The sequence below is a fragment of the Actinoplanes awajinensis subsp. mycoplanecinus genome (assembly GCF_001509495.1).
Classification (GTDB): Bacteria; Actinomycetota; Actinomycetes; order Mycobacteriales; family Micromonosporaceae; genus Actinoplanes; species Actinoplanes palleronii.
In genome coordinates this window covers 26,226-45,088 of the sequence record NZ_LLZH01000298.1, presented here as the reverse complement: position 1 = coordinate 45,088, position 18,863 = coordinate 26,226, and the positions used below count along the sequence as shown (strand labels likewise).

General features: G+C 71.5%; 21 protein-coding genes. 12 read left to right on the top strand and 9 right to left on the bottom strand.

Going from position 1 to position 18,863, the window contains the following annotated elements; all coding sequences use genetic code 11:
* The first annotated feature begins 16 nt into the window (after positions 1-16).
* From ADL15_RS35285 to ADL15_RS35270, 4 genes are all read left to right on the top strand, one after another.
* Positions 17-442, top strand: coding sequence for a VOC family protein (locus ADL15_RS35285; protein WP_067700382.1), 426 nt, complete (start codon positions 17-19; stop codon positions 440-442).
* A 148-nt stretch (positions 443-590) separates the two neighbouring features.
* On the top strand, positions 591-815 hold the full coding sequence (locus tag ADL15_RS53435) for a hypothetical protein (RefSeq protein ID WP_157441804.1): 225 nt from the start codon (positions 591-593) through the stop codon (positions 813-815).
* A gap of 25 nt (positions 816-840) precedes the next feature.
* Complete coding sequence (locus tag ADL15_RS35275; RefSeq protein WP_232344746.1) at positions 841-1,512, top strand: hypothetical protein; 672 nt, start codon at positions 841-843, stop codon at positions 1,510-1,512.
* Positions 1,513-1,662: 150 nt separating this feature from the next.
* On the top strand, positions 1,663-2,586 hold the full coding sequence (locus ADL15_RS35270) for a S66 peptidase family protein (protein WP_067700376.1): 924 nt from the start codon (positions 1,663-1,665) through the stop codon (positions 2,584-2,586).
* Here ADL15_RS35270 and ADL15_RS35265 read toward each other — a convergent pair.
* Positions 2,580-3,542, bottom strand: a complete 963-nt coding sequence (locus tag ADL15_RS35265; RefSeq protein ID WP_067700373.1) for an endonuclease/exonuclease/phosphatase family protein — start codon at positions 3,540-3,542, stop codon at positions 2,580-2,582. The genes ADL15_RS35270 and ADL15_RS35265 overlap by 7 nt on opposite strands.
* A 100-nt stretch (positions 3,543-3,642) precedes the next feature.
* On the opposite strand from ADL15_RS35265, the gene ADL15_RS35260 reads away from it, so the two are divergent.
* Entirely contained in the window at positions 3,643-4,647 is a 1,005-nt protein-coding gene (locus ADL15_RS35260; RefSeq protein ID WP_067700370.1) for an NADPH:quinone reductase, read from the top strand.
* Between the two features lie 459 nt (positions 4,648-5,106).
* Here the strand turns inward: ADL15_RS35260 and ADL15_RS35255 are convergent, their stop codons facing one another.
* Entirely contained in the window at positions 5,107-5,826 is a 720-nt protein-coding gene (locus ADL15_RS35255; RefSeq protein ID WP_067700367.1) for a glycosyltransferase family 2 protein, read from the bottom strand.
* 37 nt (positions 5,827-5,863) lie between these two features.
* Complete coding sequence (locus tag ADL15_RS35250) at positions 5,864-7,186, bottom strand: MFS transporter (protein WP_083972186.1); 1,323 nt, start codon at positions 7,184-7,186, stop codon at positions 5,864-5,866.
* A gap of 122 nt (positions 7,187-7,308) precedes the next feature.
* Here ADL15_RS35250 and ADL15_RS35245 point away from each other — a divergent pair, with 122 nt between their 5' ends.
* The 3 genes from ADL15_RS35245 to ADL15_RS35235 all read left to right on the top strand — a co-directional run bounded on the left by ADL15_RS35245 (position 7,309) and on the right by ADL15_RS35235 (position 10,168).
* Positions 7,309-7,926 (top strand): 5-oxoprolinase subunit B family protein, encoded by a 618-nt coding sequence (locus ADL15_RS35245; RefSeq protein WP_067700361.1) that lies wholly within the window; start codon positions 7,309-7,311, stop codon positions 7,924-7,926.
* A complete protein-coding gene (locus ADL15_RS35240) occupies positions 7,923-8,792 on the top strand; it encodes a 5-oxoprolinase subunit C family protein (RefSeq protein ID WP_067700359.1) in 870 nt (289 codons plus the stop codon). The genes ADL15_RS35245 and ADL15_RS35240 overlap by 4 nt, the downstream gene beginning before the upstream one ends.
* Positions 8,793-8,950: 158 nt before the next feature.
* On the top strand, positions 8,951-10,168 hold the full coding sequence (locus ADL15_RS35235) for a L,D-transpeptidase (RefSeq protein WP_232344745.1): 1,218 nt from the start codon (positions 8,951-8,953) through the stop codon (positions 10,166-10,168).
* A 72-nt stretch (positions 10,169-10,240) separates the two neighbouring features.
* Here the strand turns inward: ADL15_RS35235 and ADL15_RS35230 are convergent, their stop codons facing one another.
* From ADL15_RS35230 to soxR, 3 genes are all read right to left on the bottom strand, one after another.
* Positions 10,241-10,723, bottom strand: a complete 483-nt coding sequence (locus tag ADL15_RS35230) for a hypothetical protein (RefSeq protein WP_067700353.1) — start codon at positions 10,721-10,723, stop codon at positions 10,241-10,243.
* Positions 10,724-11,091: 368 nt separating this feature from the next.
* Entirely contained in the window at positions 11,092-11,781 is a 690-nt protein-coding gene (locus ADL15_RS35225; protein WP_083972193.1) for a GntR family transcriptional regulator, read from the bottom strand.
* A 25-nt stretch (positions 11,782-11,806) separates the two neighbouring features.
* Positions 11,807-12,262 (bottom strand): redox-sensitive transcriptional activator SoxR, encoded by a 456-nt coding sequence (gene soxR / locus ADL15_RS35220; RefSeq protein WP_067700351.1) that lies wholly within the window; start codon positions 12,260-12,262, stop codon positions 11,807-11,809.
* A 55-nt stretch (positions 12,263-12,317) separates the two neighbouring features.
* On the opposite strand from soxR, the gene ADL15_RS35215 reads away from it, so the two are divergent.
* A complete protein-coding gene (locus ADL15_RS35215; RefSeq protein WP_067700348.1) occupies positions 12,318-13,220 on the top strand; it encodes an NmrA/HSCARG family protein in 903 nt (300 codons plus the stop codon).
* On the opposite strand, the gene ADL15_RS35210 is transcribed toward ADL15_RS35215, so the two are convergent.
* Both ADL15_RS35210 and ADL15_RS56635 read right to left on the bottom strand, forming a co-directional pair.
* On the bottom strand, positions 13,177-13,983 hold the full coding sequence (locus ADL15_RS35210; RefSeq protein WP_067700345.1) for a hypothetical protein: 807 nt from the start codon (positions 13,981-13,983) through the stop codon (positions 13,177-13,179). The genes ADL15_RS35215 and ADL15_RS35210 overlap by 44 nt on opposite strands.
* Entirely contained in the window at positions 13,980-14,711 is a 732-nt protein-coding gene (locus ADL15_RS56635; RefSeq protein ID WP_067700342.1) for a tetratricopeptide repeat protein, read from the bottom strand. Before ADL15_RS56635 ends, ADL15_RS35210 begins: the two co-directional genes overlap by 4 nt.
* A gap of 173 nt (positions 14,712-14,884) precedes the next feature.
* On the opposite strand from ADL15_RS56635, the gene ADL15_RS35200 reads away from it, so the two are divergent.
* The 3 genes from ADL15_RS35200 to ADL15_RS35190 all read left to right on the top strand — a co-directional run bounded on the left by ADL15_RS35200 (position 14,885) and on the right by ADL15_RS35190 (position 17,750).
* Positions 14,885-15,472: a DinB family protein gene (locus tag ADL15_RS35200; protein ID WP_067700445.1), complete on the top strand. Its 588-nt coding sequence runs from the start codon at positions 14,885-14,887 to the stop codon at positions 15,470-15,472.
* Positions 15,473-15,547: 75 nt separating this feature from the next.
* Complete coding sequence (locus tag ADL15_RS35195) at positions 15,548-16,714, top strand: UDP-N-acetylglucosamine--N-acetylmuramyl-(pentapeptide) pyrophosphoryl-undecaprenol N-acetylglucosamine transferase (RefSeq protein WP_067700339.1); 1,167 nt, start codon at positions 15,548-15,550, stop codon at positions 16,712-16,714.
* Between the two features lie 67 nt (positions 16,715-16,781).
* Positions 16,782-17,750 (top strand): diacylglycerol/lipid kinase family protein, encoded by a 969-nt coding sequence (locus ADL15_RS35190; RefSeq protein ID WP_067700336.1) that lies wholly within the window; start codon positions 16,782-16,784, stop codon positions 17,748-17,750.
* 104 nt (positions 17,751-17,854) lie between these two features.
* Here ADL15_RS35190 and ADL15_RS35185 read toward each other — a convergent pair whose 3' ends face one another.
* The gene (locus tag ADL15_RS35185; RefSeq protein WP_067700442.1) at positions 17,855-18,856 is read right to left on the bottom strand and encodes an LLM class flavin-dependent oxidoreductase; all 1,002 of its coding nucleotides are present in this window, start codon (positions 18,854-18,856) and stop codon (positions 17,855-17,857) included.
* Positions 18,857-18,863 lie beyond the last annotated feature (7 nt).

Sequence of the window (18,863 nt, the reverse complement as noted above, 5' to 3'; positions counted from 1 at the left end):
CGGACAGGCTGCGGTGATGAAACCAGACCGCTCGGGATCCCGGATCGATCACCTCAACGTCGCCGTGCCCGACCTCGCCGCCGCCGTGGCCTTCTACGAACCCGTGCTGGCCGCCATCGGGATCACGAAAATGCTCGAGATCCCGCCGCACGCGACACCGAACCAGCCGACCGCGATGACCGGTTTCGGTCTGGCCGGCGTCAAGCCGTACTTCTGGCTCATCGACGGCGGCATCGTCGGCACGAACATGCACCTGGCCTTCACCGTCGACACCCGCGACGCGGTGGCCACGTTTCACGACGCCGCGCTCCGGGCGGGCGCCGTCGCGATGCTGCCGCCCGCGGTCCACCCGGAATACCACGAGGACTACTACGGCGCCTTCGTCCTGGACCCGCACGGCATCAACCTCGAAGCGGTCTGCCACCACGCCCCGCCCGGCTGACCCGGTTCAGTCCACCGCGCGCGGGCACGGGCCCGAGCGGGACTCGACCACGAACACGACGCCACGCTGACCGCGGCCCGTTGCGACCGCGGTTGCCGGCCGGTTGAGAGCACCGTGACCACCCGGGCCCCCGGACCGTTGAACCGCCATGAGACGGCGATTGATGGCGGTGGCGTCGTGGGTCGCGGTGCTCGCCGTGGTGAGCTCCCCCGCGGTGCCACCGGCCGAGGCGCGGCCTCGGTTCGACCTGGCCAGGACCGTCGCGCGGTGGGACGCGCTCGCCCGCAGCATCACCGGAGTACGGGAACGGCCGCGCGACGATCGTCGACTCGCTGACGGCCGGGACCAGCCGCGTCGAACTCAACGACACTGAGACGCTGCCGCGATAGCGCCTGATCTTGATCGGCTATCGTGCCCGGGTGGAGATCCAGGTGGTGGAGGGTGCGCTGGTCGAGGTGCCCACAGCGGACGTGACCGGGATGGATCGGCGAGCGTTCGGGGAGTTCGTCTCGCCGCGCGGGGAGATGGCCTCGTACGCGTTCGGCTGGACCACCGGCGCCGACCCGCACGTCGGCCACCTGACGGTCGGGATCGGCGCCGGTAACCCCGGTGGCGGCTCGTTCCACGCGGTCATCTTCGTCAACGACGACGGCATCGCGTACGCGCTCACCGACGAGCCGTTCGAGCGGGTCCCCGAGGGCGGCCCTGATCTGACCGCGGACCAGGCACGCGCCCACGACACCCTGCCGTTCATCTGGTGGGTCACCGACCTGGTGATGGAACGCGACCGGCGGGCCCACTGGATGCGCCACTGGCTGCTGGGCACCCTCGCCGTGCAGTCCACCGAGGTCTTCGAGCAGCGCGAGCCGGCCCTGCGGGTCAGCCACCACGCCGAGGACGGCGTGTGGCACCTGGTCGGCGCGTCCGGCGCGGACGGTGACACCGGCCGGATCGGACACCTGCACCACGCCGTCGACGAGGACCAGAGCCTGATCGGTGTCCTGAACCTGCAGCCGGGGCACACCCTGGTACGCGATGATGGAGGACGGCCCTGGCACGAAGAACGGTGACGCACCATCCCATCGACATACTTGACTGCGGCGATGAGTCCCGGCAACGTTCCGCGGGTGACGATCTCCCGCCGTACCCTCATCGCAGCGACAGCCGCGGGCGCCGCCGCTGCCGCGACCGGAACACCCGCACAGGCAGGAGCACGAGCCGTGATCCGCGCCCCCGCACTGTGCCCCGGTGACCGGGTCCGGGTGGTCGCACCGGCCGGCATCCCGGACACCCGGGTGGCCCGCGGCATCCAGATCTTGGAGAGTTTCGGTCTGGTGGTCGAGACCGGGACCCATCTGTACGACCGGTACGGCTACCTGGCCGGCACCGACGAGGACCGGCTCGCCGACCTGAACGCGGCGTTCCGCGACCCCGGCGTCCGAGGCGTCTTCGCCGCCCGGGGCGGGTACGGCACCCAGCGCATCATCGACCGGCTCGACCTCGCCGCGATCAAGCGGGACCCGCGCGTCTTCGTCGGGTTCAGCGACCTGACCGTGCTCAGCGGCCGGCTGTGGACCGCGGCGCGACTGGTCAGCTTCTACGGCCCGATGATCAACTGGACCGACTCCCGTACCGGCCCCACCGAGATCGAGTCGCTGCGCCGGGCGGTGATGACCACCGACCCGATCGTGCTGACCCGCGACCCGGCCGAGCCCAGCGCCGCGGTGATCGTCCCCGGCACGGCCACCGGCACCCTGCTCGGCGGCAACCTGACCATGGTGCAGACCAGTGTGAACACCCGGGACCTGCCCGACCTGCGCGGGGCGATCCTGCTGCTCGAGGACACCGATGAGTCCGCGTACAGCTACGACCGGATGCTGACCCACCTGATCCGGGCGGGTGCGCTGCGGCGGCTGGCCGGGGTGGCGCTGGGCCAGTTCACCAACGCGCCGGTGACCGGTGGGCAGTGGACGGCGGCTGAGGCCGTACAAGATCGGTTGGGAAGTTTGGGGGTTCCGGTGCTCGGCGGGTTGCGTGTCGGTCATGGCACCGGCCAGCTGACCGTGCCGCTCGGCAGCCGCGCCACCATCGACACCGCCGCCGGCACGCTCACCGTGGAAGCCGGCGTGCAGGCCGCTTACTGACCAGTTCCGGACGGCTCGGCAGCGGCCGGCAGCGCGGTGGTGTCCACGTCGGCCAGCACCGCGCGGTGATCGCTGCCCGGCACCCGCAGCACCCACGAACGGCGGGTGGCCAAGCCGCGCACCAGGATGTGGTCCGGGCGGACCACCGGCAACACCGCCGGCCAGGTGAACCCGAAGCCCGCACCGGCCTCCTGCTGGCTGTCCCGCAGCGGGGTGAACGCGGCGAACTGCCGGTCGGTGGTCGCGGTGTTCAGGTCGCCGGCCAGGACCAGGCGCGGGCTCGGGTCGGCGTGCGCGGCGGCGGCCAGGGCGGCGAGCGTACGGTCCCGGTCCGCGGTCATGTCGGCCCGGATCGAGGCCAGGTGAGCAGCGTAAACGCGAACCGGGCCACCGGCCGTGGCCACCGTGGTCGCGATCGCCCGGGTCCAGCCGATCCGGATGTCGACCGGCTCGGTCGCCGACAGCGGGAACCGGCTGAGGATCGCCACCGTCCCGGTCTCGGTGCGGTACGGGAACACCGCCGCCACCGTCGCCGTCACGGCATCCCGGTTGTCCAGAGTGATCTCCTGGAGCACCAGCACGTCGGGTTGCGCGGCCAGCAGCGGCGGCAGCGCCTCACCCGGCGTGGCCTTGCCGAGGTTGAGCGACGCGACCCGCAGATCCCGCTCCCCGGACTGGGCGTGATCGGTCAGCGTCGGGGCGAACAGCACCGCCCAGATCACCGTCGGCACCAGCGACGCCGCGAGCACACCGGCCCGCCGCGCCGGGATCGTGACCAGCAGCAGGAACACGCTCGGCGCGGCCAGCCAGGGCAGCGCACTGTCCAGCAGGGAACCCGCCGAGCCGGGCAGCGCCCGATGCCCGAGCAGCAGCAGGCTCAGCGCCGCGGCGAGGACGCCGGCCAGGATCGGTACGACCGCTCTCGATCCACGACGACTGTCGTCGAACTCGCCCATGGTGACCTCCTCCAACGACGGTGCTGGTCAACCGTAGGGAAGCTGCGTTGATCATGAATGCGCTATGCCCACCGGTTCCCCCGGTCGTAGGGTCACTTCCATGAGGGCGATCGTGTTCAGCCGCGACAGTTCCGAGCTCCGCCTCGCCGAGCGGGACGTTCCCGAGCCGGGTGACGGCCAGATCCGGGTCCGGGTGATGCGCTCCGGCGTCAACCCGACCGACTGGAAGCGCCGCTCGGCCGGTGATCCGGGCTTCCCCGAGGCCACGCCGAACATGGACGGCGCCGGCCTGGTCGACGCGGTAGGTCCCGGCGTGCTGTCCCACCGGGTCGGCGATCGGGTCTGGGTCATGCTCGCCGCGCACGGCAGCGCCTTCGGCACCGCCGCCGACTACACGATCATCGCCGCCGGGCACGCTTTTCCCCTGCCCGACACCATTTCGTACGACCTGGGAGCCGCCCTGGGCGTCCCCGCCGTCACCGCCCACCGCGCGCTGACCGTCGCCGAGGGCGGCCCGGACCGCCTCCACCCGGGCGCCCTGCTCGGCCGCACCGTGCTGGTCGCGGGCGGCGCCGGCGCGGTCGGGCACGCCGCGATCCAGCTCGCCCGCTGGGCCGGCGCCACCGTGGTGACCACGGTCAGCAGCCCGGAGAAGGCCGCCCTGGCCACCGCGGCCGGTGCCCACCACGTCGTCGACTACCGGCACACCGAGGCGGCCAAGGAGATCCGCGCGGTCGCACCCGACGGCGTGAACCTGGTCGTCGAGGTCTCCCCCGGCCCGAACGCCCCGCTCAACCAGGCCGTCATCGCCAACCACGCCACCATCGCGATCTACGCCAACAACGGCGGCGACACGGCGGCGTTCGACATCCGCCCGCTGATGATGCTCAACACCCGCATCCAGTTCCTGATCCTCTACTCGGTCGGCGAGCGTGCCCTGCAGGCCGCCGCCGAGGACATCGGGGCGGCCCTGCGCGACGGTGCCCTCCCGATCGGCGAAGCCCACGGCCTGCCGGTGCACCACTTCCCGCTCGACCAGACAGCCGAAGCCCACAACGCCGTCGAACACAACGCCGTCGGCAAGGTCCTGATCGCCGTCGCTTAGTACGCCCACAGCCCCCGGCTGGCCGCTAGGGGTGTGTCCGAAGCGTCGAGACACCCCCAACAACCAGCCCACGCCGCCCGGCTGGCCGTGAGGGGTCCCTCAAGAGCCCGGACACACCCCTGCAAGCCAGCCGGCACCAGAACCCCGGGCGCGACCCCGGCTGGCACTCACGGCTGCCTCCGGCACCGGGAGGCGGCCGCCACCACCAGCCGCCGCCGCCGAGCACGAGCTGGTGCTGACGGTTGCCTCGACGCCGGGGAAGCAACCGCCAGCACCAGCCGCCCGACGGCGAGCCCACACCGGCTGGCTGCCAGGAGCCCCTCAGCAACCCGGACACACCCCCACGAGCCAGCCAGCAACCGGAACCCCGGGCACGACCCCGGCTGGCGATCACCTAGCGCCCCGCAGACCAAGCCCACGCCGATCAGCGAGCACGCCGCGGAAAAGCGGCACGAGCGGTCAGCGAGCGCGCCGGGTCAGCAACGACGTGAACGCGTAGCGCAACAGCGGCCGATAGATCCGGATCGAGTCGGCCAGGCCGCCGAAGTGTGAGGCGGCGTTGCCGTTGAGGTAGCGGGCCGGGATCGCCACCTCCTCCATCGGCCGGGACGCCGCGGCCGCGTCCAGCAGGACGTTCATCTCGTACTCGAAGCGCTCCCCCTCGATGGCCTCGAACCGCTCGAGCAGGTCGGCGGGGTAGGCGCGCAGGCCGGTCTGGGTGTCCGACACGTCGCGGCCGGTCGCGGCGCGGAACAGCAGGTGGGTGACGGTGTTGCCGAAGCGGCTGCGCAACGGCATCGGCGCGAACGGGCGGGTGCCGAGCACGATCAGGCCCCGGCCGGTGCGCTCGGCGATCCGGCGTACGTCCTGCGGGTGGTGCTGGCCGTCCGCGTCGGCGCTGATCACGTCGAGGCCGGGCAGGGTGGTCCGGACGTACCGGAAACCGGTTTTGAGGGCGACGCCCTTGCCCTGGTTGGTCGGGTGGATCAGGACCGGGCAGCCGAGGGATCGGATCGCCGACAGCTCGGGTTCGGCGGACGGGCCGCTGCCGTCGTCGACGACCACGATCCGGGTGGGATCGAGGCCGTCGGCGATCGTGCCGGTGATCAGGTCTTTCAGGTGCGGTCCGGGATTGTGGACCGCGAGCAGCAGGGCGACGTCCGGGTACGAGGTGTTCACCGGCCGGTTCCTACCCTGCGGGCCACCGGCCGAATCCCTACCGTCCGGTAGGAGACAGACCGGGCCGGATCACGCCGGGAGCGGACGGGGCGCCGGACGTCTCCGGGGCGAAGGCCAGCGCGACCAGTGTGAGCAGCAGCGCGGCCGTCACGTAGACCGACACCGCGAACGCGCTGCCGGTCGCCGCCACCAGCTTGATCGCGATGATCGGGGCGAGCGCGCCGCCGAAGATGCCGGCGATCTGGTAGCCCATCGAGGCGCCCGAGTAGCGCAGCCGGGTGGAGAACATCTCGGCGACGAACGCGGCCTGCGGGCCGTACATCGCGGCGTGGGTGGCCAGCGCGACCACCACGGTGAGCACGATGACCAGGGTGTTGCCGGTGTCCAGCAGCGGGAAGAAGGCGAAGCTCCAGACCGCGGCCGCGATCGCACCGGCCGCGTAGACGGGACGCCGGCCGACCCGGTCGGAGAGCCCGCCGAAGAACGGGATGAGCAGCAGTTGCAGGCCGGAGGCGACCAGCACCCCGGTGAGCGCGACGGTGCGCGGCAGGCCGACGGTTCCGGTCACGTACGTCAGGACGTACAAGGAGAAGGTGTAAAAAGCGACGTCGGTGCCGATGCGTGCGGCCATCGCGACCAGCAGCCCGCGCGGGTGTTCGCGGAGCACCTCGAGCAGCGGCAGCTTGGCCTTCACGCCCTGGGCCGCAACCTCCGCAAACGCCGGCGACTCCGTGACCGCGACCCGAATCCAGAGGCCCACCAGCACAAGCACGCCAGACAGCAGGAACGGTAGGCGCCATCCCCAGCTGAGAAAGGAACTCTCCGAGAGGGTCGCGGAGAGCACCCAGAGCACCCCGGACGCGAGCAGGTTGCCGGCCGGGACGCCGACCTGCGGCCACGAGGCGGACAGTCCGCGCCGCTGCGGGTCGCCGTGCTCGAGCGACATCACCACCGCCCCGCCCCACTCGCCGCCGAGGCCGAGGCCCTGCACGAAGCGCAGCGTGACCAGCAGGATCGGTGCGGCCGCGCCGATCGTCGCATAGGTGGGCAGCACGCCGATCAGGAACGTGGCGCCGCCCATCAGCAGCAGCGTCACGACGAGCACGCCCTTGCGGCCGACCCGGTCGCCGAAGTGACCGAAAATGATGCCGCCGAGCGGGCGGGCCACGAACCCCACGGCGTAGGTGGTGAACGCCAGCAGCGTGCCGGTGACCGGCTCGAAGCTCGGGAAGAACAGCTTGCCGAAGACCAGGGCGGCGGCCGAGGCGTAGAGGAAGAAGTCGTACCACTCGAGGGAGGTGCCGACCAGGCTGGCGATGATCACGCGGCGTCTCGAGCTCTGACTGGGGACAGCTGTCATGGCTTGCTCCTACGGGGGTGATCGTGGGATCCGTGGTGTCGTATGCCACACTCTAGAAATCGTTCAACAATCCGGCAATACCTCAATATGAAGCTTGTGTTACCCGTCGGAAGCGGAGAGTCATGCGCGCACACCGGGCCGGCCCCTCGGCCGTCCTCGTCGAACTGGACGACACCGAGGCCGTCTTCGCCGCCTACGACCTGCTCACGGCGGCGCGGGCGGAGGGCACGCTGACCGCGACGGAGATCGTCCCGGCGGCGCGCACCGTGCTGGTCGACGGCATCACCGACCCCGCCCGGATCACCACACTGCTGAAAACCACGCGTCCCGCCAGACCGCGATCCGCCGCCGGCTCCGCGCCGACGATCACAATCCCGGTTTGGTACGACGGGGAAGACCTCGATGACGTCGCCCGGCTGTGGCACACCGACCGGGCCGGCGTGGTGGCCGTGCACACCGGCACCGAGTTCCGGGTGGCGTTCTGCGGGTTCGCGCCCGGGTTCGCGTACCTGACCGGGCTGGACGAGCGCCACCACGTGCCCCGGCGGGCATCGCCGCGGACCCGGGTGCCGGTGGGAACGGTGGCACTGGCCGGGCCGTACAGCGGGGTGTACCCGACCGCGTCACCGGGTGGGTGGCAGTGCATCGGCCGTACCGAAGCGGTGCTTTTTGATCTTGAACGTGATCCGCCGACGCTGCTCACGCCCGGGACCGCCGTGCGGTTCGTGGACGCCGGATGAGCGCGGCGTTGGAGGTGGTCCGCGCCGGGGTGCGCACCACCGTGCAGGATCTCGGCCGGCCCGGTTTCGCCCACCTCGGCGTGCCCCGCTCCGGTGCGGCCGACGCCGGGGCGCTGCGGCTGGCGAACCGCCTGGTCGGCAACCCACCGGAGGCCGCCGGGCTGGAGATCCTGCTCGGCGGCGCGCGGCTGCGGGCCACCCGGTCGGTCACGCTCGCGGTCACCGGCGCGCCGTGCACGGTGACCGTCGACGGCCGCCCAGCGGACCCGGGCTTCCCGCTCGCGGTGCCGGCCGGCGCGCTGATCGTTCTCGGCCGGGCGACCGCGGGGCTACGGGTCTACCTGGCGGCCGCCGGCGGGATCGCGGTGCCGCCGGTGCTGGGCAGCCGGGCCACCGACACGCTCTCCGGGCTCGGCCCCGGCCAGGTCCGCGACGGCGACATGCTCCCGCTCGGCCCGGTGACCGGACCGCCGCCCGCGGTCGACCTCGCGCCCTACCCGCGGCCCGCCGGCGCCCTGCGGCTGCGGGTGTGGCCCGGGCCACGCGACGACTGGTTCACCCCGGCCGCGCTGGTCACCCTGTTCACCGCGGAATACCGGGTGTCCGCCGCGACCGACCGGGTCGGCGCCCGGCTGACCGGGCCGGAGCTGACCCGCGCCGTCGGCGGCGAGCTGCCCAGCGAAGGCCTCGTGCTGGGCGCGATCCAGGTGCCGGCGAACGGCCAGCCATTGATCTTCCTGGCCGACCACCCCACCACCGGCGGCTACCCGGTGATCGGCGTGGTCGACCCGGCCGACGTCGACCTTCTCGGCCAGGCCCGTCCGGGGACCGAGATCCGCTTCTCACCGACGGACGGATACACGTAACATTCTCGGGTCTCGCCAAAATCAATCGACGCGGCAGGCAACTTTTCGGGCCTCAGCACCGTCTTGACCTATGCGGCCATGATGGGCAACGGCCGGGACCCCCCTCGATTGCGAGAGCCATGATTCAGCGACGTAAGGTCATTATCGGTTCACTGGGCGTGGCTGCCGCCGCCGCGACCGCTGGCACCGCCGCCGGTTGCTCGTCGACCAAGGCAAGCGCGGACACCAACCCGGTGTTCACCACGCCCGAGGCCGAGACGGAGGCCCTGGCGACCACGCCGGTGGCCGCGCCGGCCAAGGTCACCGTGACTCCGGCGCACGGCGCCAAGGAGTGGTCGCCGGCGAAGCCGATCGTGGTCACCGTAGCGGACGGATCGCTGAAATCGGTCACCGTGACCTCCGGCAAGACGAAGATCGACGGCGAGATGCAGTCCGACGGCACCTGGCAGTCGACCGAGGATCTCGACTACAGCAAGAAATACAAGGTTGTCGCGACGGCCGCCGACAGCCTCGGCGCGTCCACCACCACGACCGCCACGTTCGCCACGCTGAAGCCGGACAACATCGCCCGGGTCACGTTTCAGGCGAACGGGCTGGCCTCGCTGAAGACCGGCAAGAACTACGGCGCCGGCCAGCCGGTGATCGTCGCGTTCAGCCACTCGGTCAACAAGGCCGCTGCCGAGAAGGCCATCGAGATCACCACGTCGCCGCAGGTCGAGGGCAAGTTCTACTGGTCGAGCGACTCGACGGTGCACTGGCGGCCGGCGAAGTACTGGGCGCGCGGCACCACCGTCAAGGTCAAGGTCAACGCGTTCGGCACCAAGCTCGGCAAGACCACGTACGGCGGCAAGAACGCCTCGACGCACTTCACCGTCAACCGCCAGTTGATCGCGATCAGCGACAACCGGACGCACATGACGAAGGTCTACATCGACGGCAAGCTGGTCCGCACCATGAAGAGCAGCCTCGGCCGCGGCGGTGGCACCACCGGCAAGAACGGCGAGTCGATCAGCTTCTGGACGGCCGGCGGCCCGCACGTGGTGCTCTCCAAGGAGCGGTACCACACCATGACCTCGGCCAGCTATGGCGTCCAGGACAAGAATGACCCTAACTATTACGTCAGTGAGAACGTCGAGTACTGCACCCGGATCACCTATTCGGGTGAGTTCCTGCACGCCGCCCCGTGGAACGGTCAGCTCGGCGAGGCCAACAAGTCGCACGGCTGCATCAACCTGAGCATGAAAGACGCCAAGTGGGTCTACGAGAACTTCATCCTCGGTGACGTCGTCGACGTGACGCACAGCCCCCGCAAGCTCCCGATCTACAACGGCCTGGGCGACTGGACCGTCTCGTTCGACAAGTACGGCCGGGACTAGTCACCATCCGGGCGGTGCCAGCCTCGCCGATCATGGGGGCATGACGGCGAGGCGGGTACATCGTGCCGCCTTTCAGTGCTCCTGGCGCTCGCCGCGGCGCGCCAGGACGTAGAACTCCCGCGACACCTCAGCCGGATCGGCGTGCGGGTCGGTGCGCTGCACCACGATCAGATTCTTCCCGATCGGCAGCTCCACCGGCACGGTCACCGAATCGCTCAGTCGTCCGTTACGGTCGGCCTGCAGTTGAACGGTGCCCTCCCGCGCGCTCGCCGGTACGTTCTCCGCCGCCTGGAATGCGGTGAAGAACAGGATCACCACCTCGAAACGGTGGAAACCGGCGGCGGTGAACGGGATGCTCTCGCCGCATCGGGCGTTGTCCAGCGGCATCGTGATCTTCGGCGTCCGCCGGCGGTGCGACCTGCGGGCCTGCTGGACGGAGAGCAGCGTCGCCAGAACCCCGGCCATCGCGAGCACCATCATGATCAGGTTGTAGTCCGAGCCTTCGAACGGGCCCTTGGCGAATTCCATGGCGATTGCCGAACCGTGCTCCTTCATTCCGGTCTCCTCGGATTTTCATATGCGTGGTGAGGCCGTCTCCCAGGAACTGAGCGGCCGATCGTGAAGTGCAGGGTTCGTCCGATAGAGCCCTTTCGCATCCCGGGAGCCGTTCGGGCGCCACGGCGTGCAAACCATTCTTTTCTGCGACCTCGCTGACTGCCTGGTTGCCAACAGCGAGGTCGCCGAACGTAGTTCTTGTCCTATCAGAACGAGGGATGCCAGGCCGGGTTCGCACCCCTAGGGGGGAGATCGTTCCTATGGCTTACCTGGCCGCTACGTCCGACTGAGATAGCCGGGAATTCCCACCGGCGAAGGCGACAACGCCTATAATCGGCGCCGGTTTCCGAATGGCAGAATCGCCGCGGTCAGGCCGCCGCGGCGTAGGCGGCCAGCAGCTGCGCCTCCGCGTCGTCGAAGTAGCGCTGCAGCGCCTCCTCCGCCGCCTGCGGGTCACCCGCGGCCAGCAGCTCGTAGAGGGCCCGGTTCCCGGCCAGATACGGCTCGTGCAGCTGCCGTGGGTCGGCCACCACCAGGAACACCAGACGGAGTTCGGCCAGCAGCGCCCGGACCGCCTCGGCGACCCGGCGGCTGCCGGCCATGTCGGCGATCGTCTGGTGGAACCGCATGTTCGCCGTGCCGACCGCGCTCCAGTCGCCGCGCGCCGCCGCCTGCTCGGCCACCTCGATCGCGGCGCCGGCCAGCGACACCGCCTCCGCCGGAACGGTCGTCAGGTTGCGCAGCGCGCCGCACTCCAGGATGCGCCGGATCGCGTAGAGGTCACGGATGTCCGCGGTGCTCAGCAGCCGGACGAAGACGCCCCGGTTCAGCTGGTGTTCCAGCAGGCCCTCGTGCGACAGCAGCCGGAACGCCTCGCGCAGCGTGTTGCGGGAGATGCCGAGCGCCTCGCGCAGGCTCTCCTCGCTCAGCCGGGTGCCGGGCAGGAACACCCCCTCGGTGATCCGCTGCCGCAGGATGTCCGCCACCCGCTCCGCGGTGCTGCCCCGGTCGAGCAGCGCCCGATCTCCGGCCAGCCGGGTCCCCCACTCGTCGGTCACATGCAGATCGTAGAACAATCCCGCTTCACGGATGCGGGAGGCGCCGGGCACCCGCCCCCTCCCGGCCGAGGACGTCGCGCGGGTTCGTCAGGTGACATGACCGCAGCGACAGGCAGCCGCAGCCGATGCAGTCGGTGAGCTGGTCCCGCAACGCCTGCAGCTGGGCGATCCGATCGTCCAGCTCGGTGCGCCAGGTCGCGGACAGCTGCGCCCAGTCGTCCGGGGTCGGCGTCCGCTCGCTCGGCAGCTGGTCCAGGGCGTCACGGATCGCGGCGAGCGAGATCCCGACGTGCTGCGACGCCCGGATGAACGCGACCCGGCGCAGCGTCTCCCGGCTGAACCGGCGCTGGTTCGTCGCCGTCCGGACGCTGCGGATCAGGCCTTTGCGCTCGTAGAAGTGCAGGGCGGAGATCGCCACGCCGCTGCGGTCGGCGACCTGGCCGACGGTGAGCTCGTGGAACGGGGTGTGCGGCCGGGGCATGCGACCGAATCTAGTGCTTGCCCTCAACCACGGTTGAGCCCAGAGGATCTGTCCCATGACCAACGTTCTCGTCATCGGCGCCACCGGCAAGCAGGGCGGTGCCGTCGCCCGGCTGCTGCTCGACCACGGCCACGACGTCACCGCCTACGTGCGGTCCCCCGAGGCACCGGCCGCGCGGGCCCTGTCCACCGCCGGGGCACGGCTCGCCGCCGGCGACCTGTCCGATCCGGAGGCGCTCGGTCGCGCGATCACGGGTGCCGACGCGGTCTTCGGGCTGTCCGTACCCTTCGGAGAAGGCGGTCAGGACCAGGAGGTAGCGCAAGGCAGGCTGCTGGTCGAGGCCGCGGAGCGGGCCGAGGCCCATCTCGTTTTTTCCTCGGTACGCGGCGCCGGCCGGATCGCCGCGACCGACATCGGTCACGCCGACAGCAAGCAACTGATCGAGGCGCACCTGCGCGAGCGGGAGGTCCGCGCGACCGTCCTCGGTCCGGTGTACTTCATGGAGAACGTGCTCAACGTCGGGTTCAGCCGGCTCACCGACGGTGTGCTGGCCAACCCGCTCTCCCCCGGCAAGCCGCTCGACCAGGTGACCGTCCGGGACATCGCCGCCCTCGCCGTGCTCGCCGTGGAGAACCCGGACCGGTTCGCCGGCGAGCGGATCGACGTGATCTCCGACCGGGTCACCGGCGAGGAGGCGGCCCGGGCGCTCGGCGAGGTGCTGGGCCGGGAGATCCCGTACCGGCAGCTGCCGCTCGCCCAGGTGCGGCAATGGGCCGGTGACGAGATCGCCGACATGTTCCAACGGTTCGAGGAGAACACCGAGTTCGCCGACCTGGACACGCTGCACGCCAGGTATCCGGAGGTCGGCTGGCACAGCTACGCGGACTGGGCGCGCTCGGTCGACTGGGACCGGGTCATCGGCGCCACAGCCAGTTCTCCCGTTCGTAGAGCGGGGTGAGACCGGCCTTGAGCATGTTGGCCAGTGACGGGTTGTGCCCGTGCGGTGCGGGCTTGCCGGTCTCGGCGTAGACCCGGGTGGAGCCGGCGGCGGCGGCGGCCGCGGCCCGGGCCGCGATCAGCGCACCCTGCGCGCCCCGGCGGCGATACTCGGCGCGGGTGGCGGCCGCGTTCAGCCCGGCGCCGCCGTCGTGCAGGTAGACGTTGCCGCCCGCGACGATCAGGTCGCCGTCCCAGGCCGCGTAGGGCTGCCAGCCGGGCCGGCCGACGGTGGACGCGAGCATCGTGGTCAGGTCACCGGCCGGCATCCCGAACGTGTCCAGCACGGTGCCGGCGAACGCCCCGGCCTGCTCGACCGGCACCGGGCCGATCCGCAGGTCGGTCGGGGTCGCGGCGACATGGGCCGGGTCGCCGCCGAGCTTGATCCAGGTGGTGCCGCGCTCGACGCCCCGGGCGGCGGCCGCCGCGGCGAACCCGGCCGGCAGCACCGCCGGGATCAGCTGGATCACCGCCTGCTTCACCCCGGAGCCCCGGTAGAAGTCGAGGATCTCGTCGAACAGGGCCAGGGTGAACGGCTCGGTCAGGCCGAAGCCGAGCGCCTTGCTCCAGTACGTCGTCGGGTCGGCGGCCATCGCGAGGGCCACGCCACCGCCGATCCGGGCGGCCGAGACGCCCAGCCGGGTGCGGGCCGCCTCCGGCATGCCGAGTTCGTAGTCGTACATGAAGGCGGCCTCGACCTGCTCCGCGCCGATGTCGTAGGTCATTGCCGTGCTCCGCTCGCGAAAGCCGCCCGCGGTTCCACCTGAAGTCCCCGGTCGTAGTGCTGGGCGAAAGCGTCCGGGCCGAGGGCCTGCAACGCGGCGGCGCGGACCGCGGCCAGGTCGGCCGCATCGTCCGGGTCCGGCACCTGACCGAGCGCGGCGAACGCGGCGTCGGTCACCCCGGCCATCAGCGCCGCGCGGGCATGATCACTTTCGGCTGCGGCGAGCGCGGCGCCGGCCAGGCAGACGTACGGCACGAAGTCCGCCCACCCGTGCCGGAACACCCGCTCGCGGCCCTCGGCGAACAGCTGCCGGGCCACGTCCAGGTGACCGAGGCCGAGCTCGCAGAACGCCAGGTTGTGGTATTCCGAGTTGACCGTCGCCGGGCGGCCCAGGGCTTCGTTGAGCGCGATGCTCATCTGATAGAGCTCCCGGGCCCGGGCCAGGTCACCGGACATCCGGGCGACCGCGGCGAGAACGTGCCGGGGCCGCTCCTCGAGGGCCCGGTCGCCGGAGCGCTCCGCCACGTCGAGGGCCTCCCGCGCGCGGGCCTCGCCACCGGCCAGGTCACCGCCGCGGATGGCCACCCGCGCCAGGCTGTAGCGGGCCTCGACCTCGCCGGCCGGGTCACCGGCCGCGCGAGCCCGGACGATCTCGGCTTCGCTCATCCGTACCACGGCGTCGGTCTCACCGCGCCGGAACGCGGACCGCACCCGTTCACTGAAATCCATGAGGCCGAAGTATGCCGTCCGGCCGCCAGGTCGACGGCCTGGGCGCGCCTCGCCCCAGGACGAGGGCAGTCCCCGGAGCGAGGCGGCTGCCAAGGAGACGGGCCGCGGTCCGCCCCACTAACCGAAAGTCGCCGTGACACACGTCTCAGCGCGCTCCTGGCATGCTGCACAGCATGACCGGATTCGACCCCAAAGCAGATCTGCACCGCTACCTGCGCAGTGCCCGCGAAGCCCTGCTGTGGAAGCTCGACGGGCTCTCCGAGTACGACCTGCGCCGCCCGCTGACCCCGACCGGCACCAACCTGCTCGGCCTGGTGAAACACGTCGCCCTGGTGGAGGCCGGGTATTTCGGCGCGACGTTCGGACGCCCGCTCGACGACATGCTGCCCGGGCTCGATGACGACGCCGAGCCGGACACCGACATGTGGGCCGCCGCCGACGAGTCGCCGGACCTGATCGTCGCGTTCTACCGCCGGGTCTGGGCGCACTCGGACACCACGATCGAGACGCTCGAGCTGGACGCACCGGGCGCGGTGCCGTGGTGGCCGGACAACAGCGGGGTGACGCTGCACCGGATCCTGGTGCACATGATCGCCGAGACGAACCGGCACGCCGGGCACGCGGACATCACCCGGGAGTCCGTCGACGGGGCGGTGGGCATGCGGCCGGACATCAGCAACCTGGCGCTGACCGATCCGGCCCAGCGGCAGGCCTACCACGACCGGCTGCAGAAGCTCGCCGAGAGCACCCGCAAGGACTGATGATCATGGTGGTGCCGGGTGGATCGCTACACTGCCCCGGTCCGTCCGGTACCACGATCCTCGGGGTGGCTTCACATGTCCCTGTACAGCACCCAGCGCCTGCAGTCGCTCCGCATGATCGTCACCGGTGGCGGCACCGGCGGGCACACCTACCCGGCGCTGACCACGGTCACCACCCTGCAGGCCCGGCTGGCGGCGACCGGCGTCACACCGGAGCTGCTCTGGGTCGGTGTCGCCGACGGCCTGGAAGCCACCATCGCGGTGCGGCACGGCATCCCGTTCAAGGCGGTCACCACCGGCAAGCTGCGCCGCTCGACCAGCCCGAAGGACATCGCCCGCAACGTCGTCGACGCGTTCCGGATCCCGCTGGGCATCGTGCAGGCCGCATACACCGTGGCCCGGACCCGGCCGGCCGTGGTGCTCAGCACCGGCGGGTTCGTGTCGGTGCCGATCGGGCTGGCCGCGGCGCTGTTCCGGGTGCCGTACCTGCTGCACGAGCAGACGCTCAGCCTGGGCCTGGCCAACCGGATCCTGGCCCGGGTGGCCACCCGGATCCTGCTCAGCCACGAGGCGTCGCTCGAGCACCTGCCGCCGAAGGCCCGCCAGCGCGCGGTGGTCACCGGCAACCCGATCCGGCCCGCCGTGCTGCAGGGCGATCCGGCGAAGGGCCTCGCCGCGTACGGGCTGGACCCGGCCGTCCCGCTGGTGCTGGTCACCGGCGGGGCCTCCGGCGCGCAGCAGGTCAACCGGATGCTCGCCGAGGCGCTGCCCGGCCTGCTGCAGCACTGCCAGGTCGTGCACCAGTGCGGCAGCCTCAACCACGCCGAGATGCAGCAGGTCGCCGCGAACCTGCCGGCACACCTGGCGCACCGCTACCGGGTGGTCGACTTCATCCACGAGGAGCTGCCCGACCTGCTCGCCGCGGCCGCCATCGTGGTCGCCCGCAGCGGGGCCGGCACGGTCGCCGAGCTGACCGCGCTCGGCAAGGCGTGTGTGCTGATCCCGTACCCGTACTCGGCCGGTGGCGAGCAGCGGATCACCGCCCGGCACCTCACCCAGCAGGGCGCGGCGGTCATGCTGGACGGCGACGAGGCCACGGCGGACCGGCTGCGCGACACCATCAACGGCCTGCTGGCCGACCCCGGTCACCGGATCGCGCTGGGCCGGGCCGCCGCCACCCACGGCCGGCCGGACGCCGCCGACCACGTGGTGACCGAGATCCTCACCGCGGCCGCGGGCTGACCGACTGATCAGGAGCGGTTCGGGGTACTGAGGGACGGTCACACCCCCCGAAGCGCGAGGACTCCCCATGGACACACCGTTGCGGTCCGCCGTAGTCGTCAACCCGGTGAAGGTCGCCGACCTCGACGAGCTGCGCCGGACCATCACCGAGGCGTTGGCCACCGCGGGCTGGCCGGCGCCGATGTGGCTGGAGACCACCGTCGACGATCCCGGCGCGGGCCAGGCCGCCCAGGCCGTGCGGGACGGCGCCGAAGTGGTCTTCGCCTGCGGCGGTGACGGCACCGTGATGGCCTGCGTGACCGCGCTGGCCGGCACCGAGGTGGCGCTCGCCGTGCTGCCGGCCGGCACCGGCAACCTGCTGGCCGCGAACCTCGGGCTCAGCAACGACCTGGCCACCGGCCTCGAGGTGGTGCTGCAGGGTGGCCGGCGGCGCATCGACGTCGGCTGTGTCGGCGAGCAGAGCTTCGCGGTGATGGCCGGGATGGGCTTCGACGCGCACATGCTGGACGCCACGAACGACACCGCGAAGAAGCACATCGGCTGGCTGGCCTACGTCGCCGGCGCGGTCAAGCACCTGCGGGACCGTCCGATGCGGCTGACCATCACCCTCGACGACCGGCCGGCCCTGCGGCGACGCCCGCGCACGGTGATCGTCGGCAACGTCGGGCGGCTGCAGGGCGGCATGCGCCTGCTCCAGGACGCCCAGCCCGACGACGGCCTGCTCGACGTGGCCATTCTCAGCCCGCGCAACCTGCGGCACTGGGCCGCGCTGGGCTGGGGCGTGCTGCGTCGCAAGCAGTCCGTGGCGCGGATGGAGACTTACACCGCGACCAAGGTGCGGATCGTCAGCAACCGTTCCCAGCCCCGCCAGCTCGACGGCGACCTGATCGAGCCGGGCCGGGAGCTGCTGGTCACGGTCCGTCCGCAGGCGCTGATCCTCTGCGTCCCCCAGCCGGAGACCGACCCGGATCTGGCCCACGACGCCGACGCGGTGTCCCGCGACGCCGAAGAACTCCGCCGCGCCACGACCGCTTGATCTTCAGGTTCCCCCTTTTCCGGTACGACCGGACGCGCGTCCCGGCGTACCGGAAAAGGGTCGAACAGTGATCGAAAGCGGCCGTAAGGCAAGCGCGGGGTTTGTCAGGCGGCCGCCGGTGCGGTCATCGCCGCGCCGGTCAGCTCGATCGAGCGGACCCGGTCGGCCACCGACTGGGCGTGGTGCGCCGTGATCAGCTCGTCGGCCTCGCACGACGCGGCGAACTCGGCCAGGTAGTCGCGCACCTCGTCCGGGGTGCCGACCGCGGTGTAGCGGGTCATCGACGCCAGGTTCTGCCCGCCCGGCGAGGCCAGGAACGCGTCGATCTCGGCGTCGGTGAAGTTCTGCCCGATCGCGCCGCGCGAGATGAACGCCCGGGTCCGCGCCCGGTACGACGACGTCATCTGCCGCACCGCCTCGTCGTGGGTCTCCGCGGCGATCACGTTGACTCCGGCGATCACATACGGCTCCGCCAGCTGCGCCGACGGGGTGAACGTCCGGCGGTAGACCTGCACCGCCTGGTGCAGCGCGTCCGGCGCGAAGTGCGAGGCGAACGCGTAGGGCAGGCCGAGCTTCGCGGCGAGTTGCGCGCCGAACAGCGACGAGCCGAGGATGTAGAGCGGCACCGGCTGCTCGGCGCGCGGCACCGCCTGCACCCCGGGGATCACCGACTTGCCGGCCAGATAGCCCTGCAGCTCGACGACGTCCTGCGGGAACGAGTCGGCGGACAGGTGATCGCGGCGCAGGGCGCGGGCGGTGACCTGGTCGCTGCCCGGCGCCCGGCCGAGCCCGAGGTCGATCCGGCCCGGGAAGAGCGACTCTAGGGTGCCGAACTGCTCCGCGATAACCAGCGGCGAGTGGTTCGGCAGCATCACACCACCAGCGCCCAGCTTGATCGACTCGGTGTGTGCGGCGACGTAGCCGATCAGGACGCTCGTCGCCGAGGACGCGATCGAGGCCATGTTGTGGTGCTCGGCATACCAGACCCGGGCGTAACCGGCCTGCTCGGCGGCCCGGGCGAGCGCCACGCTGGCCTCGAAGCTGTCGCGGGCGGTCTGCCCGGCGGAGATCGGCGCCAGGTCGAGCAGGGAGAGGGTGGTGGGCATGAGGGTG